The 15,300-nt window shown below is 66.8% G+C and carries 15 protein-coding genes; 7 read left to right on the top strand and 8 right to left on the bottom strand.

Annotated elements, in window-relative coordinates; genetic code table 11:
- Positions 1–99: 99 nt before the first annotated feature.
- Entirely contained in the window at positions 100–2,370 is a 2,271-nt protein-coding gene (locus tag LC060_RS17695) for an NADP-dependent malic enzyme (RefSeq protein ID WP_226637947.1), read from the bottom strand.
- Between the two features lie 113 nt (positions 2,371–2,483).
- Between LC060_RS17695 and mutS the strand changes: the two genes are divergently transcribed.
- On the top strand, positions 2,484–5,099 hold the full coding sequence (mutS, locus tag LC060_RS17690) for a DNA mismatch repair protein MutS (protein WP_226637940.1): 2,616 nt from the start codon (positions 2,484–2,486) through the stop codon (positions 5,097–5,099).
- Between the two features lie 23 nt (positions 5,100–5,122).
- Positions 5,123–5,326 (top strand): hypothetical protein, encoded by a 204-nt coding sequence (locus LC060_RS17685; RefSeq protein ID WP_226637938.1) that lies wholly within the window; start codon positions 5,123–5,125, stop codon positions 5,324–5,326.
- 30 nt (positions 5,327–5,356) lie between these two features.
- Here the strand turns inward: LC060_RS17685 and LC060_RS17680 are convergent, their stop codons facing one another.
- The 5 genes from LC060_RS17680 to gluQRS all read right to left on the bottom strand — a co-directional run bounded on the left by LC060_RS17680 (position 5,357) and on the right by gluQRS (position 8,591).
- Positions 5,357–5,674, bottom strand: coding sequence for a hypothetical protein (locus LC060_RS17680; protein WP_226637937.1), 318 nt, complete (start codon positions 5,672–5,674; stop codon positions 5,357–5,359).
- 213 nt (positions 5,675–5,887) lie between these two features.
- Positions 5,888–6,757: a 3-hydroxyacyl-CoA dehydrogenase family protein gene (locus LC060_RS17675; protein ID WP_226637935.1), complete on the bottom strand. Its 870-nt coding sequence runs from the start codon at positions 6,755–6,757 to the stop codon at positions 5,888–5,890.
- Positions 6,758–6,833: 76 nt separating this feature from the next.
- Positions 6,834–7,406, bottom strand: coding sequence for a cob(I)yrinic acid a,c-diamide adenosyltransferase (locus LC060_RS17670; RefSeq protein ID WP_226637933.1), 573 nt, complete (start codon positions 7,404–7,406; stop codon positions 6,834–6,836).
- Between the two features lie 110 nt (positions 7,407–7,516).
- Positions 7,517–7,750 (bottom strand): HIG1 domain-containing protein, encoded by a 234-nt coding sequence (locus LC060_RS17665; RefSeq protein ID WP_148627077.1) that lies wholly within the window; start codon positions 7,748–7,750, stop codon positions 7,517–7,519.
- 4 nt (positions 7,751–7,754) lie between these two features.
- Positions 7,755–8,591 carry a tRNA glutamyl-Q(34) synthetase GluQRS gene (gluQRS, locus tag LC060_RS17660; RefSeq protein ID WP_226637931.1) on the bottom strand — a complete coding sequence of 279 codons (837 nt, stop codon included), beginning with the start codon at positions 8,589–8,591 and terminating at the stop codon, positions 7,755–7,757.
- Positions 8,592–8,755: 164 nt separating this feature from the next.
- On the opposite strand from gluQRS, the gene LC060_RS17655 reads away from it, so the two are divergent.
- Positions 8,756–9,364 (top strand): HNH endonuclease, encoded by a 609-nt coding sequence (locus LC060_RS17655; protein WP_226637929.1) that lies wholly within the window; start codon positions 8,756–8,758, stop codon positions 9,362–9,364.
- Positions 9,365–9,374: 10 nt separating this feature from the next.
- Here the strand turns inward: LC060_RS17655 and LC060_RS17650 are convergent, their stop codons facing one another.
- Positions 9,375–10,655 (bottom strand): dicarboxylate/amino acid:cation symporter, encoded by a 1,281-nt coding sequence (locus LC060_RS17650; RefSeq protein WP_226637927.1) that lies wholly within the window; start codon positions 10,653–10,655, stop codon positions 9,375–9,377.
- A 132-nt stretch (positions 10,656–10,787) separates the two neighbouring features.
- On the opposite strand from LC060_RS17650, the gene glmM reads away from it, so the two are divergent.
- Genes glmM through thiD form a run of 3 tightly spaced genes read left to right on the top strand, consistent with a single transcriptional unit; the run spans position 10,788 to position 13,121 of the window.
- On the top strand, positions 10,788–12,128 hold the full coding sequence (glmM, locus tag LC060_RS17645) for a phosphoglucosamine mutase (protein WP_226637925.1): 1,341 nt from the start codon (positions 10,788–10,790) through the stop codon (positions 12,126–12,128).
- Positions 12,128–12,358, top strand: coding sequence for a DUF1272 domain-containing protein (locus LC060_RS17640; RefSeq protein ID WP_226637924.1), 231 nt, complete (start codon positions 12,128–12,130; stop codon positions 12,356–12,358). The genes glmM and LC060_RS17640 overlap by 1 nt, the downstream gene beginning before the upstream one ends.
- A gap of 13 nt (positions 12,359–12,371) precedes the next feature.
- The gene (gene thiD, locus LC060_RS17635; RefSeq protein ID WP_226637922.1) at positions 12,372–13,121 is read left to right on the top strand and encodes a bifunctional hydroxymethylpyrimidine kinase/phosphomethylpyrimidine kinase; all 750 of its coding nucleotides are present in this window, start codon (positions 12,372–12,374) and stop codon (positions 13,119–13,121) included.
- A gap of 150 nt (positions 13,122–13,271) precedes the next feature.
- Here thiD and LC060_RS17630 read toward each other — a convergent pair whose 3' ends face one another.
- Positions 13,272–14,144: an LOG family protein gene (locus LC060_RS17630; protein ID WP_226637920.1), complete on the bottom strand. Its 873-nt coding sequence runs from the start codon at positions 14,142–14,144 to the stop codon at positions 13,272–13,274.
- 83 nt (positions 14,145–14,227) lie between these two features.
- Between LC060_RS17630 and LC060_RS17625 the strand changes: the two genes are divergently transcribed.
- Entirely contained in the window at positions 14,228–15,298 is a 1,071-nt protein-coding gene (locus LC060_RS17625; protein WP_226637918.1) for a S66 peptidase family protein, read from the top strand.
- Positions 15,299–15,300: the final 2 nt, after the last annotated feature.

The following is a 15,300-nucleotide window of genomic DNA, read 5'->3' as shown; positions in this document are numbered from 1 at the left end:
GGCCCCGGCAGGAGGGTCCTGCCGGGGCCTTTTTGTCAGGTGTCGCCGGGAACAGGGCCGTCCGGGAAAGCGGCCCCCTCCGGTTGCGTTGCCGCGGCCTCAGCCGGCGATGCCGGCAGCCGCAAGCACGGCGCTCGTCAGAACGTCGGGCGCGATCGCGGTCATCGGTACGATCTGGACCGGCTTTTCCATGCCCAGCAGGATCGGACCGATCGAGGTCGTGCCGCCGATCTCGCGCAGCAGCTTGGCCGAGATGTTGGCCGACTGCAGACCCGGCATGATCAGGACGTTGGCCGGGGCCGAGAGGCGGCAGAACGGGTAAAGCGCCATGATCTTGGGGTTGAGCGCGGCGTCGGGAGCCATCTCGCCTTCGTACTCGAAGGGCACGTCGTCACGTTCGTCGAGGATGTGCACGGCATCGCGGGTGCGCTCGACCCACTGGCCCTCGGGGTTGCCGAAGGTCGAGTAGGAGAGGAACGCGACGCGCGGTTCGTGGCCCATGCGCTTGGCGACCGAAGCCGCTTCGGTGGCGATGATCGCCAGTTCCTCGGCGCTCGGACGCTCGTTGATGGTGGTGTCGGCCAGGAACACGGTGCGGTTCTTGCCCACCAGCATGTGCATGCCGAAGGGCAGCTTGTCCGGGGCCGGATCAAGCACGCGGCGCACGTTCTTCATCGACTGCGCGAAGGGACGCGTCATGCCGGTGATCATGGCATCGCCCACACCCATCTTGAGCAGGCCCGAGGCGAAGGTGTTGCGGTCGGTGTTGACCATGCGCTGCACGTCGCGTTCCAGATAGCCACGGCGCTTGAGGCGCGCGTAGATCATCTCGACCATCGGCGCGACGTGGTCGGACACCATCGAGTTCTCGATGTGGAAGCTCTCCGGGTTGGGCACGCCCAACTCGCCCATGAGGTCGAGGATGTTCTGGGTGCGGCCGACCAGGATCGGTTCGCCGTAGCCGAAATCGCGGTACTGGATCGCGGCGCGCAGCACCACTTCGTTGTCCGCTTCGGCGAAGATCACGCGCTTGGGGTTCGCGCGGACCTGCGCGTAGACCGAACTCAGCACCGAGGTCGTCGGGTTGAGGCGGCCCTTGAGCTGCAGGCGGTAGGCGTCGAAGTCCTCGATCGGGCGCTGCGCGACGCCCGAATCCATCGCCGCCTTGGCAACGGCAGCGGGCACCACTTCCATCAGACGCGGGTCGAAGGGCGCGGGGATGATGTAGTCACGGCCGAACTGCTGGACCGCACCGCCGTAGGCCGCCGCGACGTCCTCGTGGACCTGCTCGCGGGCGAGTTCGGCGATGGCCTTGGCCGCTGCGATCTTCATCTCTTCGTTGATCGCGGTTGCCGACACGTCGAGCGCGCCGCGGAAGATGAAGGGGAAGCCCAGCACGTTGTTGACCTGGTTCGGGAAGTCCGAACGGCCCGTGGCGATGATCGCGTCCGGACGCACGGCCTTGGCCTCGTCGGGATTGATCTCGGGAACGGGGTTGGCCATCGCGAAGATGATCGGCTCGTCGGCCATCTTCTTGACGTATTCGGGCGGAAGCGCGCCGGCGGCCGAGAGGCCGAGGAACACGTCGGCGCCGACCAGCGCCTCTTCCAGCGTGCGCGCTTCGGTGTTGGCCGCGTGGGCGCTCTTCCACTGGTCCATCTGCTCGGTGCGACCCTGGTAGATCGTGCCCGAACGGTCGCAGATGATGACGTTGTCGTGGCGCACGCCCATCGACTTGATGAGCGAGGTGCAGGCCAGCGCCGCCGCGCCCGCGCCGTTCACCACGACCTTGATCTCGTCGATCTTGCGGCCGGTGATGAGGCAGGCGTTGATGAGGCCGGCTGCGGTGATGATCGCGGTGCCGTGCTGGTCGTCGTGCATGACCGGGATGTTCATGCGGTCGCGCAGGGTCTGCTCGATCACGAAGCACTCGGGCGCCTTGATGTCTTCAAGGTTGATGCCGCCAAAGCTCGGCTCCATCATCGCGATGGCTTCGATCAGGGCCTCGGGGTCCTCGCTGTTCAGCTCGATGTCGATCGAATCGACGTCGGCGAAGCGCTTGAACAGGACCGCCTTGCCTTCCATCACCGGCTTGGACGCAAGCGCGCCCAGGTTGCCCATGCCCAGGATGGCCGAGCCGTTGGAGATGACCGCGACGAGGTTGCCCTTGGCGGTGTAATCGTAAGCCTTCTGCGGATCGTCGGCGATGGCCTGGACAGGCACGGCGACGCCGGGCGAATAGGCGAGCGACAGATCGCGCTGCGTTGCCATCGGCTTGGATGCGATGATCTCGATCTTACCCGGACGGATTGTCTGGTGGTAAAACAGAGCCTCGCGCTCGGTAAACTGGACCTTGCTTTTCTCGGACAATGAATTTCTCCCGGATGAGCGAGGGCCGATAACGAAAGATTCCGGGACGCGATAGGGGAAAGGCAAGGGGCTTGCGCTTCACAAGCCCCGGGGAGCGGGGCTAACGCAGCGCCATGAGTTCCGGCGCAACACCCATGATGGCCCAGTATCTCGCGCTTCGCGAGGAAGCTGGCGAATGCTTGCTGTTCTACCGTATGGGGGACTTCTTCGAGCTTTTCTTCGAAGATGCAAAAATCGCAAGCCAAGTTCTCGATATCGCACTCACCACGCGCGGTGAGCACAACGGAACCCCGATCCCGATGTGCGGCGTGCCGGTCCATTCGGCCGAAAGCTACCTTGCCCGGCTGATCAAGGCGGGGTGCCGCGTGGCCATCGCCGAGCAGACCGAGACGCCCGCCGAAGCCAAGAAGCGGGGAGGCTCCAAAGCCCTTGTCGCCCGCGATATCGTGCGCTTCGTGACGGCGGGGACGCTGACCGAGGAGGCTCTCCTCGAACCGCGCCGGGCGAACGTTCTCGCCGCGGCCTGCGAGGTGCGCGGCGTGATCGGTCTTGCCGCCTGCGACATCTCGACCGGGCAGATGGTGCTTGAGGAATGTGCACCTGATCGCTTTCTTGCAAGCCTTGCACGTCTGGGCGCGCGCGAGCTTGTCGTGCAGGACGGCTGGGAACTGGCGCCCGAGGACGCAATCGGGCGTTCGGGCCATGAATTCTCCTCCGAAGGCGGCGAGGAGCGCCTGAAGGGCATCCACGGCGTGTCCACGCTCGACGGCTTTGGGGCCTTCACCCGCCCGATGCTGGCCGCCGCCGGTGGCCTCATTGCCTATCTCGACCATGTCGGGCGCGGCGCGCTGCCGCTGCTGCTGCCGCCCGAGGCGCGTTCGGGCGAGGCGACGCTGGCGATGGACGAGGCCACGCGCGCGAGCCTGGAAATCCTCGAATCCGCGCAAGGTTCGCGCAAGGGCAGTCTGATCGACGCGGTCGACCGCTGTGTGACCGGTGCGGGTGCGCGCCAGCTGGCTGAGGATCTTGCCGCCCCGCTGACCGAGCGCACCGCGATTTCCGCGCGTCTCGAACTGGTCGGCTGGCTGCATGAGGACCCGATGCTGCGCGAGGACCTGCGCGCGGCGCTGCGCGCGCTGCCGGACGTGGGCCGTGCGCTGGGCCGCGTGGTTGCAGGGCGCGGATCGCCGCGTGACCTGGGCCAGCTGCGCGATGGTCTGGCCGGGGCCCATGCCATCGGTGGGCGCCTTGCGGGCCGCGAGGATCTGCCGGTGCTGCTCGACAGCCTGCTTCCTGTGCTGGGCGGCCATGTCGCGGGCTGGGGCGAAATGGTGGAGCACTTCACCCGCGCGCTGGTCTCTGCGCCGCCGACCGAACGCGGGCAGGGCGGCTTCATTGCCGAAGGCTACGACGCCAGCCTCGATGAGCTGCGCGTCACCTCGGGCAACGCGCGCAAGGCGATTGCCGCGCTTGAGGCGAAGTACCGCGAGGATACGGGCGTTACCGCGCTCAAGATCAAGCACAACAACGTGCTGGGCTACTTCATCGAGGTGCCCTCGCGCCACGCCGACACACTGATGCAGGCCGAAAGCGGCTTTACCCACCGCCAGACGATGGCCGGGGCCATGCGTTTCAACGCGCTGGCGCTGCACGAGGAGGCGAGCCGCATCACCGAGGCGGGCGCCCATGCGCTCGCGGCCGAAGAGGCCCACTTCGAAGCGCTGGTCGAAGAGGCGGTCGCCGCGCGGCAGGTCATCGCCGCCACCGCAGCCGCGCTCGCCCGCATCGACGTTGCGGCCGGACAGGCCGAGCGCGCTGCGGAAGGGGGCTGGGCACGCCCCGAAGTGGTCGAGGGACTTTCGCTGGAAATCGAGGGCGGGCGACATCCCGTCGTCGAGGCGGCCCTCAAGGCGCAGAACGAGCGTTTCGTCGCCAACGACTGCCGCCTCGCCAGTCACGATCGGCTCTGGCTCATCGGCGGCCCCAACATGGGTGGTAAGTCGACCTTCCTGCGCCAGAACGCGCTCATCGTCCTGCTCGCGCAGGCGGGCGGGTTCGTTCCGGCGGACGCGGCGCGGATCGGTCTGGTCGACCGCCTGTTCAGCCGCGTCGGCGCTTCGGACAACCTGGCACGCGGGCGCTCGACCTTCATGGTCGAAATGGTCGAGACCGCCGCGATCCTCTCGCAGGCGACCGAGCGCAGCTTCGTGATCCTCGACGAGGTCGGGCGCGGAACGTCCACCTACGATGGTCTGGCTCTTGCCTGGGCAGTGGCCGAGGCGGTGCACGAGACCAACCGCTGCCGCTGCCTTTTCGCGACCCACTACCACGAGATGGCGCGCCTTGCCGAAACGTGCGAGGCGTTGTCGCTCCACCATGTGCGGGCGCGTGAGTGGAAGGGGGAACTGGTGCTCCTCCACGAGCTGGCCGAAGGTGCCGCGGACCGCAGCTATGGCCTCGCCGTCGCGCGCCTTGCCGGGGTTCCCCCCAAGGTCATCAGCCGGGCCAAGTCGGTGCTCGAAAAGCTGGAAAAGGGCCGCGCGGAAACGGGCGGCCTGGCCGCCGGTCTTGGCGAGCTTCCGCTGTTCGCCGCCGCCGAAGAGGCGCGCGAGGAAGCCTGCGACAGCTTGCGGGAAAAGCTGCGCGACATGGATGTCGACGCGCTTGCCCCGCGCGACGCACTGGAAATTCTCTATGATCTCAAACGCGAGGCGGGAACCGAGGATTAACCGGGAAGGTCCACAAGGGGGCCATGATGTTTCTCGGTCCGCGCCTCACCCGCGTCTTCCGCAGCCGCTGGCACGCTCTCTTCTGGGCGGCCAGCGTGCTGCTGACCGCCTACTGCACTGTCCCGGCGTCCGAAGACGGGGGGCGCGACAAGCCGGAAGCTGTCGCCAAAACGCATGGCAAGCATAAGAACCCTTGGGCGATAGAAACGCCCACCTCTCCCGATTGATTTTCGTGTTTCTGACGAGAGGTCCTAGCCTCAACTGCCGTCGGACGCCAGATCCGGTTCGGGCGCGCTTTCCCGTCCGTAGCGGTCTTCGAGGTCATCCATCGCCTCTTCGCCGGCGTAGGCGGACATGTCGATGGTGCCGCTCGTGTCCATCTGGCGCATGTGGTCAACCAGATCCTGCGCGTTCGCGCCGTCGAGGCTGGCGGAGAGCTTTTCGCTCTGTTCGAGCCCCAGCACCGAAGTCGACTGGTTCAGGGCCTGCTCAGCCACTTCCTGCGCCTGCATGGGCGCATCGGCCTGCTCGGAGTTGACCGTCTCGGGGGCGAAGTCGTCGTTACGTTGGGCCATCGGATATCTCCTTTGACATCTGTAACGGAGCGGATGCGAGTCGCGTTCCCCGTGCAGGGATAACGAAGAAGGGAAAAGGAGGATTCCGAGGGCCATCGCCCTCGGGCTCCCGGACCAGTCAACCTCACTTCCCGCGCGCTGCGGCAGCCGAGAATGGTGAGGTCGCCCGTTCTGGGGTCAAGGGGCGATGGCCCCTTGAATCCTCTTGTTCTTTCAGCGGGTAGGGACCGGCTCGTCCCCCGAATAGTCATAGAACCCCTTCCCGCTCTTGCGGCCGTACCAACCCGCCTCCACGTACTTCTGGAGTAGGGTGGCCGGACGGTACTTGGGATCGCCGGTGCTCTCGAAGAGGACCTTCATGATCTCGAGCAGGGTGTCGAGGCCGATGAAGTCGGCCAGCGTGAGGGGCCCCATCGGGTGGTTGGCACCAAGCTTCATCGCCGCGTCGATGTCCGCGACATTGGCAACGCCCGCGCCCAGCACGCAGATCGCCTCGTTGAGCATCGGGCACAGTACGCGGTTGACCACAAAGCCGGCCTCGTCGCCCGCGAGGACAACCGTCTTGCCAAGTTTCTCCCCGAACGCCTTCATCTTGGCGATGGTGTCCTCGCTGGTGGCAAGGCCGGGGATCACCTCGATCAGGCCCATGACCGGCACCGGATTGAAGAAATGCAGGCCGCAAAAGCGCGTGGGGTCGATCGTGCCTGCCCCCATGCGGGTGATCGGGATCGAGCTGGTGTTGGAGGCCATGAGCGCGCCGTCCTTGAGCACCTTGCCCGCCGCCTCGAAGATCTTCGCCTTGATGTCCTCGCGCTCGGTCGCGGCCTCGATAATGAGGTCGCACTCGGCCATCGCGGCGTAGTCGCCAGTCGGCGTGATGCGTGCAAGGAGTGCGTCTGCATCGCCTTGCGTGATCTTTTCCTTGGCGATCAGGCGGCCCAGGCTCTTCTCGATCTTCGCCTTGCCCTTTTCGGCCGCTTCGAGGCTGATGTCGGTCAGGACCACGTCCATGCCCTTGCCCGCGACGGTCTGGGCAATGCCCGTGCCCATGATTCCTGCACCGATGATACCGATTGTCTGCACGCTGTGTGCTCCCTCTCGAACGTCTGGCCGCAGGGACGCGCAGGTCCGGGGCCTTGTGGAAATTACATCTGCCGCATTAGCGGTTCTGCCCGGGCACCCACAATACGTCGCGCGCGCCGTTTTCGTTCAGCGCGCGGGCGAGCACGAAGAGGTAGTCGGACAGGCGGTTGAGATAGGCAAGTGCGGCCGGGTTGACAGGCTCGTCCCCCGCCAGCGCGGTCGCACAGCGCTCGGCGCTGCGGCATCCCGCGCGCGCGATGTGGACGCGTGCCGCCGCTTCGCTGCCGCCGGGCAGGATGAAGCTGGTCAGCGGCTGGAGCTCGGCGTTGACCGCGTCGATGGCGCCTTCCAGCCAGTCGACCTGGGCGGTGACCATGCGCAGGGTCATCTCGCCCGGGGTGAAGTCCTCGCCCGGGGTCGCGAGGTCCGCGCCAAGGTCGAACAGGTCGTTCTGGATGCGCACGAGGTTGGCCCTGTGCGGGGCCTCGGTATCGAGCGCGCAGACCGCGAGGCCGATCGCGCTGTTGACCTCGTCGACGCTGCCGATGGCCTCCATGCGCCGCGCGTGCTTGGGTAGGCGCGATCCGTCGACAAGGCCGGTGGTGCCGTCATCGCCGGTGCGGGTGTAGATCTTGTTGAGTTTGACCATGGTTCTCTCTCGCCGGGGTGTGGCCGTCCCTAGTCCGTCGGTCAGGCGAATGCACCTCCCAAAGGGAGGGCAACTGCTTGTCGGATCGCTCAGGAAAGAGGTGGCGGCGCTTAGCGTGCGAAGGCCAGGAGCAGCGCGCAGACCAGGACTGCAGCGGCCTGATACTTGATGCGGTTGAACATCATCCGGTTCTGCATCTGCTGGCTTTTCGACGGGCCGGTCTCACTGGGATCGCGGTTGAGGTCCTCCTTGGTGCCATTGAGGAAGGCGATGATCCCGCGCACCAGGCTGATCACGACCGCGATCATCAGGGCGACAATGACGATGACGAGTAGAGTGTACATGGCCTCAGGCTACGCCTTCGCCCAGCGAAAGGCCAGCGGGGAAGGCATGGGCGCGCAAGGCCGCGGCGAGCGCGGGGCCGTCCTCGCCCGCACGGCGCCGGTCGGCGAGCGAGGGCGAGCCGCGCCGCTTGGCAAGCTTGCGGCCATCCGCCTCGACCAGCAGGGGGTGGTGGTGCCAGGTGGGCACGGGCAGGTCGAGCAGCGCCTGGAGCAGGCGGTGGATGTGGGTGGCGCCGAACAAGTCCATGCCTCGGGTGACGAGGGTGACGGCGTCTGAGGCATCATCAAGCGTGGCGGCGAGGTGGTAGCTGCCCGGAAGGTCCTTTCGCAGCAGCACGACATCGCCGTAGGGCGCCGGATCGGCCTGCTGCACTCCGGCCCGTTCGTCTTCCCAGATGAGGGGCCCGGCGCGTGAGATCGCTGCCTCCATGTCGATCCGCCAGGCCGCGCCTTCGGGATCGAGGGTGCGGTGCTTGCAGGTGCCGGGGTAGACTGGCCCATCGGGTCCCATTTGGGTGGCGGCGGCGGCTATTTCGGCGCGCGTGCAGCGGCAGGGATAGAGAAGCCCCATCGCCTTCAGGCGCTCACCTGCGGCGACGTGTGCGCCGACGTTGCGCGACTGGATGCGCACCGGTCCGTCCCAAGTGAGGCCCAGCCAGGCAAGGTCCTTCAGCGCCTCTTCGGCGAGTTCCTGGCGGCTGCGAGCCCCGTCGATGTCCTCGATGCGCACGAGGAATTCGCCGCCGCGCGAACGGGCCAGATCATGCGCGACGATGGCGGCATAGGCATGGCCCAGGTGAAGCGAGCCGTTGGGGCTGGGCGCAAAGCGTGTACGGATCATGAAAAAGGCTCGTGAATTGAATATGATGTTCTGAACAGCGCGCAGGTGTTCGTCGCATTTCGGCAGGGCTGTACCATAGGGGACTTGACGCCGAGTCGCGCAAGTGCTGCAAAAGACTTCATGTGCTGCCATGAACTTGTCATCACGGCCTGCGACAGGAGGCCATGCTCAGATCGGAGCTGATGGAGCGCGCGGCCCGTTTCCGCAGCGCGGAGGATGATCCCTCCCGAAGTCTTTCGGACTGCCCTGCGCTTGTTCTCAATGCGGATTACACGCCGCTCTCCTATTACCCGCTCAGTGTCTGGCCCTGGCAGACCGCGATCAAGGCGGTGGTGCTGGAGAAGGTGGACGTGGTCTCGTGCTACGACCGGGCGGTGCGCAGCCCCAACTGGACGATGCAGATCCCCTCGGTGATCGCGCTCCATGACTACGTCAAACCGTCCGAGTTTCCCGCCTTCACGCGCTTCAACCTGTTCCTGCGCGACAAGTTCACCTGCCAGTACTGCGGATCGCCGCACAATCTGACCTTCGACCACGTGGTCCCGCGGCGTCTGGGCGGAAAGACGAGCTGGGAGAACATTCTCACTGCCTGCTCGCCCTGCAACCTCAAGAAGGGCGGGCGCACGCCCAAGCAGGCGAACATGCCGCCGATGGTTGCGCCCATCAAGCCGACCAGTTGGCAGCTGCAGGACCGGGGCAAGGCCTTCCCGCCCAACTACCTGCACGAGACCTGGCGCGACTGGCTCTACTGGGACATCGAGCTGGAGCCCTAGGCTCAGGGTCCTAGTGGACTGTTGGCGCGTCTGGCGCGGCATCGTCCTCGTCTCTCTCTTCCGCTGCTACCGCCGTCGTCACCGCGACGTCCATCGTCACGTTGCCCAGCGTGCGCATGATGTCGGGCAGCATTTCCACGGCCACAAGGATGCCGAGCGGCCAGAGCGGCGCGCCCATGGCCGCCGCAATCGGCCCGGTCGAGGCAATGAAGCTGACCGTACCGGGGAGCGAAACCGTGCCGAAGGTGGTGACGAAGGCGACGAGAACGCCCGCCGCGATGGCGCTGGCCGAAAGCTCGTACCCGGCCAGCTGCGCGGCGTAGACGGCGACGCCCACGTTCATCGCCGGGCCGGTTGCGCGAAACAGCGTGACAGCAAGGGGGAGGGCAAATTCGGCCGCCGTGGCCGGAACTCGCAGCGCCCGTGCGGCGGCCAGCATCGCGGGCAGGCTGGCGAGCGAGGACTGGGTGGAGACGGCCACCGCCTGTGCAGGCAGAACCGCGCGGGCAAAGGCGCCGAGGTGCCGCCGCCCGACCAGCACCGCCAGCGGGTAGGCGGTGAGCAGGAACACCGCACCCAGCGTCGCGACGAGCAGGATGTAATGGCCCAGCGTTCCGATGGCCGCCGCGCCAGTCCGGGCGGCGAGCGAAAGGCCAAGGGCAAAGACGCCGAGCGGCGCGAGCTTGAGCACCCATCCGATGACGACGATCATCGCGCCCGCCAGCCCCTCGAACAGGAGGGCCAGTTGGCGGCGCGGTTCCTCGGCGAGGCGGGTGGAGGCCAGCGCAAAGAGGGCGATGAAGACGATCACCGGCAGCATCGCGTCCTCAGCGGCTGCGCCCAGCACGTTGGAGGGGACGAGTGAGCCGAGGAAATCGCCCAGGCCGGGGAGGTTGGCTTTGGGCGTCTCGCCGTGCCCGGCAAGATCGAGCGCGGGGGCGGGAAACAGGCGCAGGAGAAGCGGCATCAGGAGGCCGCCGAGGCAGGCGCTGGCCGCCAGCACGCCTACGATGAGACCGAGCGTGCGGCGGGCCATGGCGCCTGCCTGCGCGGCCGCGGCGGTCTCGACGATGCCGGTGAACAGGAGGCCGGCGACCAGCGGCAGAATCGTCATCTTGAGCGCGCGCAGCCACAGGTCGCCCAGCGGTTCGGCCAGAATCAGGATATCGCGCAGAGGTGCCGAACCCTTGAACAGGGCGCCCGCGGCCAGCCCGGCCAGAAGACCGCCCAGCGTGAGGAAACCCGGAACGCGGATCTCAGGCATGCGGCTGGCGCTGGAAGGCTCGGTCATCAAGGTCCCTGGTCATGTCTGGAAGGGGGTAGGAAAAGGCGCATCCGGGTGAAAGGACGGGCGAGGGGGGTGACATTACCAGTCCGGCGCGGCATGGCAATTTGCAAGACGCACGGCAGGTGACGGACAGGCATGAACAAGCAATTCTTCGGAACCGACGGCATTCGCGGCCGCACCAACCAGGGGGCGATGACCGCCGCGACGGCCGCCAAGGTCGGCCAGGCGGCGGGCAAGCTGTTCCAGCGCGGCACCCACCGCCACCGCGTGGTGATCGGCAAGGACACGCGCCTGTCGGGCTACATGCTCGAGAACGCGATGACCGCCGGTTTCACCAGCGTGGGCATGGACGTGATCCTCCTGGGCCCGATGCCCACGCCTGCGGTCGCGCTGCTCACCCGCGAATTGCGCGCCGATGTCGGCGTGATGATCTCGGCGAGCCACAACCCTTACGAGGACAACGGCATCAAGCTGTTCGGCCCCGACGGTTTCAAGCTTTCCGACGCCGACGAACTGGCGATCGAGAAGATGCTGGGCGAAGACCTGGAGCTTGCCGATGCCGAAGACATCGGCCGGGCGCGGCGTATCGATGACGCGCGCGGGCGCTATATCCACGCGGTGAAGGCCTCGCTGCCCAATACGGTGCGGCTCGATGGCCTCAAGATCGCGGTCGACTGCGCCAATGGCGCGGCCTACCAGGTCGCCCCTTCCGCGTTCTGGGAACTGGGCGCCGAAGTGGTGACCGTGGGCGTGACGCCCAACGGCAAGAACATCAACAAGGCCTGCGGCTCGACCCACCCCGAACTGCTGCAGGAAACGGTCGTATCGGGCGGCTGCGATATCGGCATAGCGCTCGATGGCGATGCCGACCGGCTGATCGTCGTCGACGAGAACGGCAAGGTCGTGGATGGGGACCAGATCATGGCGCTGCTCGGCACGCAGATGGCCGCACGTGGCAAGCTGTGCGGCGGGGGCGTGGTCGCCACCGTCATGTCGAACCTGGGCCTGGAGCGCTATCTTCAGGGCCTTGAGCTGACGCTGGAGCGTACCAAGGTGGGTGACCGCCACGTGCTTGAACGCATGAAGTCGGGCGGTTTCAACGTGGGTGGTGAACAGTCGGGCCACATGATCCTGCTTGACCATGCGACGACCGGCGATGGCACCGTGGCGGCCCTCCAGGTGCTGGCCGCGCTTGTCCAGTCGGGCAAGAAGGCGAGCGAGGTGCTGCACCTCTTCGATCCGGTCCCCCAACTCCTGCGCAACGTGCGCTTTGCAGGCGGCAAGCCGCTGGAGGATCCGCGCGTACAGGCTGCCATCGCCGAGGCCGAGAGCACGCTGCGCGGCGAGGGCCGCCTCGTCATCCGTCCCTCGGGCACCGAACCGGTGATCCGGGTCATGGCCGAGGGCGATGATGCCGCCAAGGTCGAGGCGGCGGTCGCTGCGATCTGCGCCGCCATTGAAGAGGTAGCCGGCTGATGGCTCTGGAAATGCGCCCCGATTGCGCGCGCTGCGGCGCCGATCTTCCCGCCGAGGCGCCCGGCGCCTTCATCTGCTCGTTCGAGTGCACCTACTGCGCCGAGTGCGCCGAGGATCTCGACGACCTGTGCCCCGAATGCGGGGGCGAACTGACCGACCGCCCGACCCGCGCCAAGAAGCACCACGACGCCGCGCCCCCGTCCAAGGTGCGCCGCTACACGGCGAAGTGACACGCCTCAGGCCATGACCACACCTCCTCGTATTCTTTCGATCGCCGGCTCGGATTCCTCAGGGGGAGCGGGCATCCAGGCCGACATCAAGACGATCACGATGCTGGGCGGCTACGCCATGACCGCGATCACCGCGATTACGGCGCAGAACACCTGCGGGGTGACCGACGTCGTCGCGCTCTCGCCCGAGATGGTGGGCGCGCAGATCGACGCCTGCATCAGCGACATCGGGGTCGATGCGGTCAAGATCGGCATGCTGGGCTCGGCCGAGATCGCGCATGCCGTCGCCGCGCGGCTGGAGGCGCTGGGCGTGCCTGTCGTGTTCGATCCGGTCATGGTCGCGACATCGGGATCGGTGCTGGCCGACGCGGCGACGATTGCGGCCTTCTCCCGGCTTATGGCCTGCGCCGCGCTGACGACGCCCAATGTGCCCGAATTAGAGGCCCTGGGCGGCGATGCGGCCCTGGAAGCCAAGGGCGTGGCCTACCTTGCCAAAGGCGGCGATGCCGAAGGCGACGTGGTCGAGGATCGCTTGATGGTGCCGGGCAGGGACCCGGTCATCTGGCGCGCACCGCGCATTGTCACCCGCCACACCCACGGCACCGGCTGCACGCTTTCGAGCGCGATTGCGACCGGACTTGGACAGGGAATGTCGCTGCCCGAGGCGGTCGAGGGCGCGCGTGAATTTGTTCGCCGTGCCCTCAGCGCGGCCCCGGGGCTGGGCGCCGGGCATGGCCCGATGGGCCACCAGGCGGTCCGATAAGTTCAGGAAAAACAACTTGATTCAAGGGGCCATCGCCCCTTGACCCCGAAATGGGTGACCTCACCTCTCTCAGCCAAGTTGGCGCGCAAAAGGTGAGCTAGACAGTTCGGGGAGCCCGAGGGCGATGGCCCTCGGATTCATCGTCCTGCCTCACCCGCAGTCGAGATCGTAGAAGGCACGGATCGCCTTCCACCCGTCCTCGGCGGTTTCGCACCAGGTAAACAGGTCGAGGTCCTTGCGGGCGATCACGCCTTCCTCGGCCAGCGCCTCGAAGTTGATGACCTTTTCCCAGAACTCGCGTCCGTAGAGCAGCACCGGGATCGGTTTCATCTTGCCGGTCTGGATGAGGGTGATCATCTCCAGCATCTCATCGAGCGTGCCAAAGCCGCCGGGGAAGACCGCGACCGCGCGGGCGCGCAGCAGGAAGTGCATCTTCCTCAGCGCAAAGTAGTGGAACTGGAAGGAGAGGCGCGGCGTGACGTAGGGGTTGGGCGCCTGCTCGTGCGGGAGGACGATGTTGAGCCCCAGCGATTCCGCGCCGACTTCGTGCGCGCCGCGGTTGGCCGCTTCCATGATCGAGGGGCCGCCGCCCGAGCACACGACGAACTGGCGCATGCCCTTTTCCACCAGACCGCACTGGCTGGCGATGCGGGCGAGCTTGCGCGCTTCCTCGTAGTACTTCGCCTTGGCGACGAGCCGCTCGGCGACCTTCCTGTCCTCGTCGCTGGTGGCCTTCGCGAGCACGTCGTCGCACTTTTCGGGGGAGGGAATGCGGGCCGAGCCATACATGACGAGGGTGGAGCCGATGTTGGCTTCTTCCAGCAGCATCTCGGGCTTGAGCAGTTCAAGCTGGAAGCGGACCGGGCGCAGTTCGTCGCGCAGCAGGAAATCGGTGTCCTGGAAGGCCAGCTGGTAGGCTGGGTGCTGCGTCTGCAGGGTGCCGGTCTGTTCGCCGGCGAAGGTGGCTTCCTGTTCCGCCTTGTAGAAGCGGCGGTCGGTGAGTTTCTTTTCTTCTTCTGTCATTTGCCTATCCATGGACCGGGAAGGCCGGTCCGTCGAGAGATTTGCCGAGACGCCGCCGCGGGGCGTGGCTAGGGTGCCACACCATGCAGTCCAGACGCCAATGCCTGAAAACCGTCGCGACCTTGGCCGGGGGGCTTGCCCTTTCGGGCTTCCCATTTGCCGCCACCGATCACGCGCATGCGAAGGACAACGCGGGCAGGGGCGAAAGGCTCCGCGCCCCGCGCCTGCGGCCCGGCGACGGGCTGGGCCTGGTCGCGCCAGCGGGCTTCATCGGCGACCGGTTCGGGATCGAGGAAATCGCCGAGGCCGTGCGGGCGATGGGGCTGGAGCCGATCCTGGCGCCGAACCTGACTGCGCGGGCGGGCTACCTTGCAGGTGAGGACGCGGCGCGGGCCGCTGCCTTCATGGAGACCTGGCAGGATCCGCGCGTAAAGGGCGTCATGGCCGTGCGCGGCGGCTGGGGCACAGCGCGCATCCTGCCCCGGCTGGACTTTGCCGCGCTGCGCCGTAGTCCCAAGCTCTTCACCGGTTTCAGCGACAACACCGCGCTCCATGCCGCGCTGGCTGCCCATGGCTGCGCGCCCAGCGTGCATGGCCCCAACGCTTCGGCCAGCTGGCCGCCCGTGGCCTGGGACAGCTGGCGTGCCCTGGCCTTCGAGGGCGCAACGCCCACGCTTACGGTTACAGGCTACACAGGTCCCAGTCTTGGCGGAGGCCGCCGCACCCCGCGTGTCTTTGCGGGCGGACAGGCGCAGGGACGCCTTCTCGGCGGTAATCTCAGCGTGCTCTCGGCGCTGGTCGGCACGCCCTATTTCCCCGACATGCGCGGCGCCGTCCTGTTCCTGGAGGACACCAACGAGTCCGAGTACCGGATCGATCGCATGCTGACCCAGCTTGCCCTGGCCGGTGTCCTGAAAGGTCTGGCGGGCATCGTCTTCGGACAGTGCACCAATTGCCGCAACCCGGGACCCGGCTATTCCAACTTCACGATCTACGAGGTGCTCGACCAGCATTTCGGGAAGCTCGGCATTCCGGCCTTCCAGGGCCTCTCGATCGGCCACATTGCCGCGCAGGCGAGCGTGCCGGTGGGCTGCCAGGTGCGCCTCGATGCCGATGCGGGCACGCTCGAGGTCCTCGAACCGGTCGTGACCTGAAC

The sequence above is a fragment of the Novosphingobium profundi genome (assembly GCF_020524485.1).
Classification (GTDB): Bacteria; Pseudomonadota; Alphaproteobacteria; order Sphingomonadales; family Sphingomonadaceae; genus Novosphingobium; species Novosphingobium profundi_A.
This window is presented reverse-complemented; position numbering and strand designations above follow the sequence as displayed.

What these genes read in the sequence shown, in the direction of transcription:
- mutS (WP_226637940.1), top strand. Translation starts at nt 2,484, where the DNA reads ATGAGTTCCGGCGCAACACCCATGATGGCCCAGTATCTCGCGCTTCGC.
- LC060_RS17680 (WP_226637937.1), bottom strand. Translation starts at nt 5,674, where the DNA reads ATGGCCCAACGTAACGACGACTTCGCCCCCGAGACGGTCAACTCCGAG.
- LC060_RS17650 (WP_226637927.1), bottom strand. Translation starts at nt 10,655, where the DNA reads ATGACCGAGCCTTCCAGCGCCAGCCGCATGCCTGAGATCCGCGTTCCG.
- LC060_RS17630 (WP_226637920.1), bottom strand. Translation starts at nt 14,144, where the DNA reads ATGACAGAAGAAGAAAAGAAACTCACCGACCGCCGCTTCTACAAGGCG.
- LC060_RS17670 (WP_226637933.1), bottom strand. Translation starts at nt 7,406, where the DNA reads ATGGTCAAACTCAACAAGATCTACACCCGCACCGGCGATGACGGCACC.
- LC060_RS17625 (WP_226637918.1), top strand. Translation starts at nt 14,228, where the DNA reads ATGCAGTCCAGACGCCAATGCCTGAAAACCGTCGCGACCTTGGCCGGG.
- gluQRS (WP_226637931.1), bottom strand. Translation starts at nt 8,591, where the DNA reads ATGATCCGTACACGCTTTGCGCCCAGCCCCAACGGCTCGCTTCACCTG.
- LC060_RS17655 (WP_226637929.1), top strand. Translation starts at nt 8,756, where the DNA reads ATGCTCAGATCGGAGCTGATGGAGCGCGCGGCCCGTTTCCGCAGCGCG.
- LC060_RS17665 (WP_148627077.1), bottom strand. Translation starts at nt 7,750, where the DNA reads ATGTACACTCTACTCGTCATCGTCATTGTCGCCCTGATGATCGCGGTC.
- LC060_RS17685 (WP_226637938.1), top strand. Translation starts at nt 5,123, where the DNA reads ATGATGTTTCTCGGTCCGCGCCTCACCCGCGTCTTCCGCAGCCGCTGG.
- glmM (WP_226637925.1), top strand. Translation starts at nt 10,788, where the DNA reads ATGAACAAGCAATTCTTCGGAACCGACGGCATTCGCGGCCGCACCAAC.
- thiD (WP_226637922.1), top strand. Translation starts at nt 12,372, where the DNA reads ATGACCACACCTCCTCGTATTCTTTCGATCGCCGGCTCGGATTCCTCA.
- LC060_RS17640 (WP_226637924.1), top strand. Translation starts at nt 12,128, where the DNA reads ATGGCTCTGGAAATGCGCCCCGATTGCGCGCGCTGCGGCGCCGATCTT.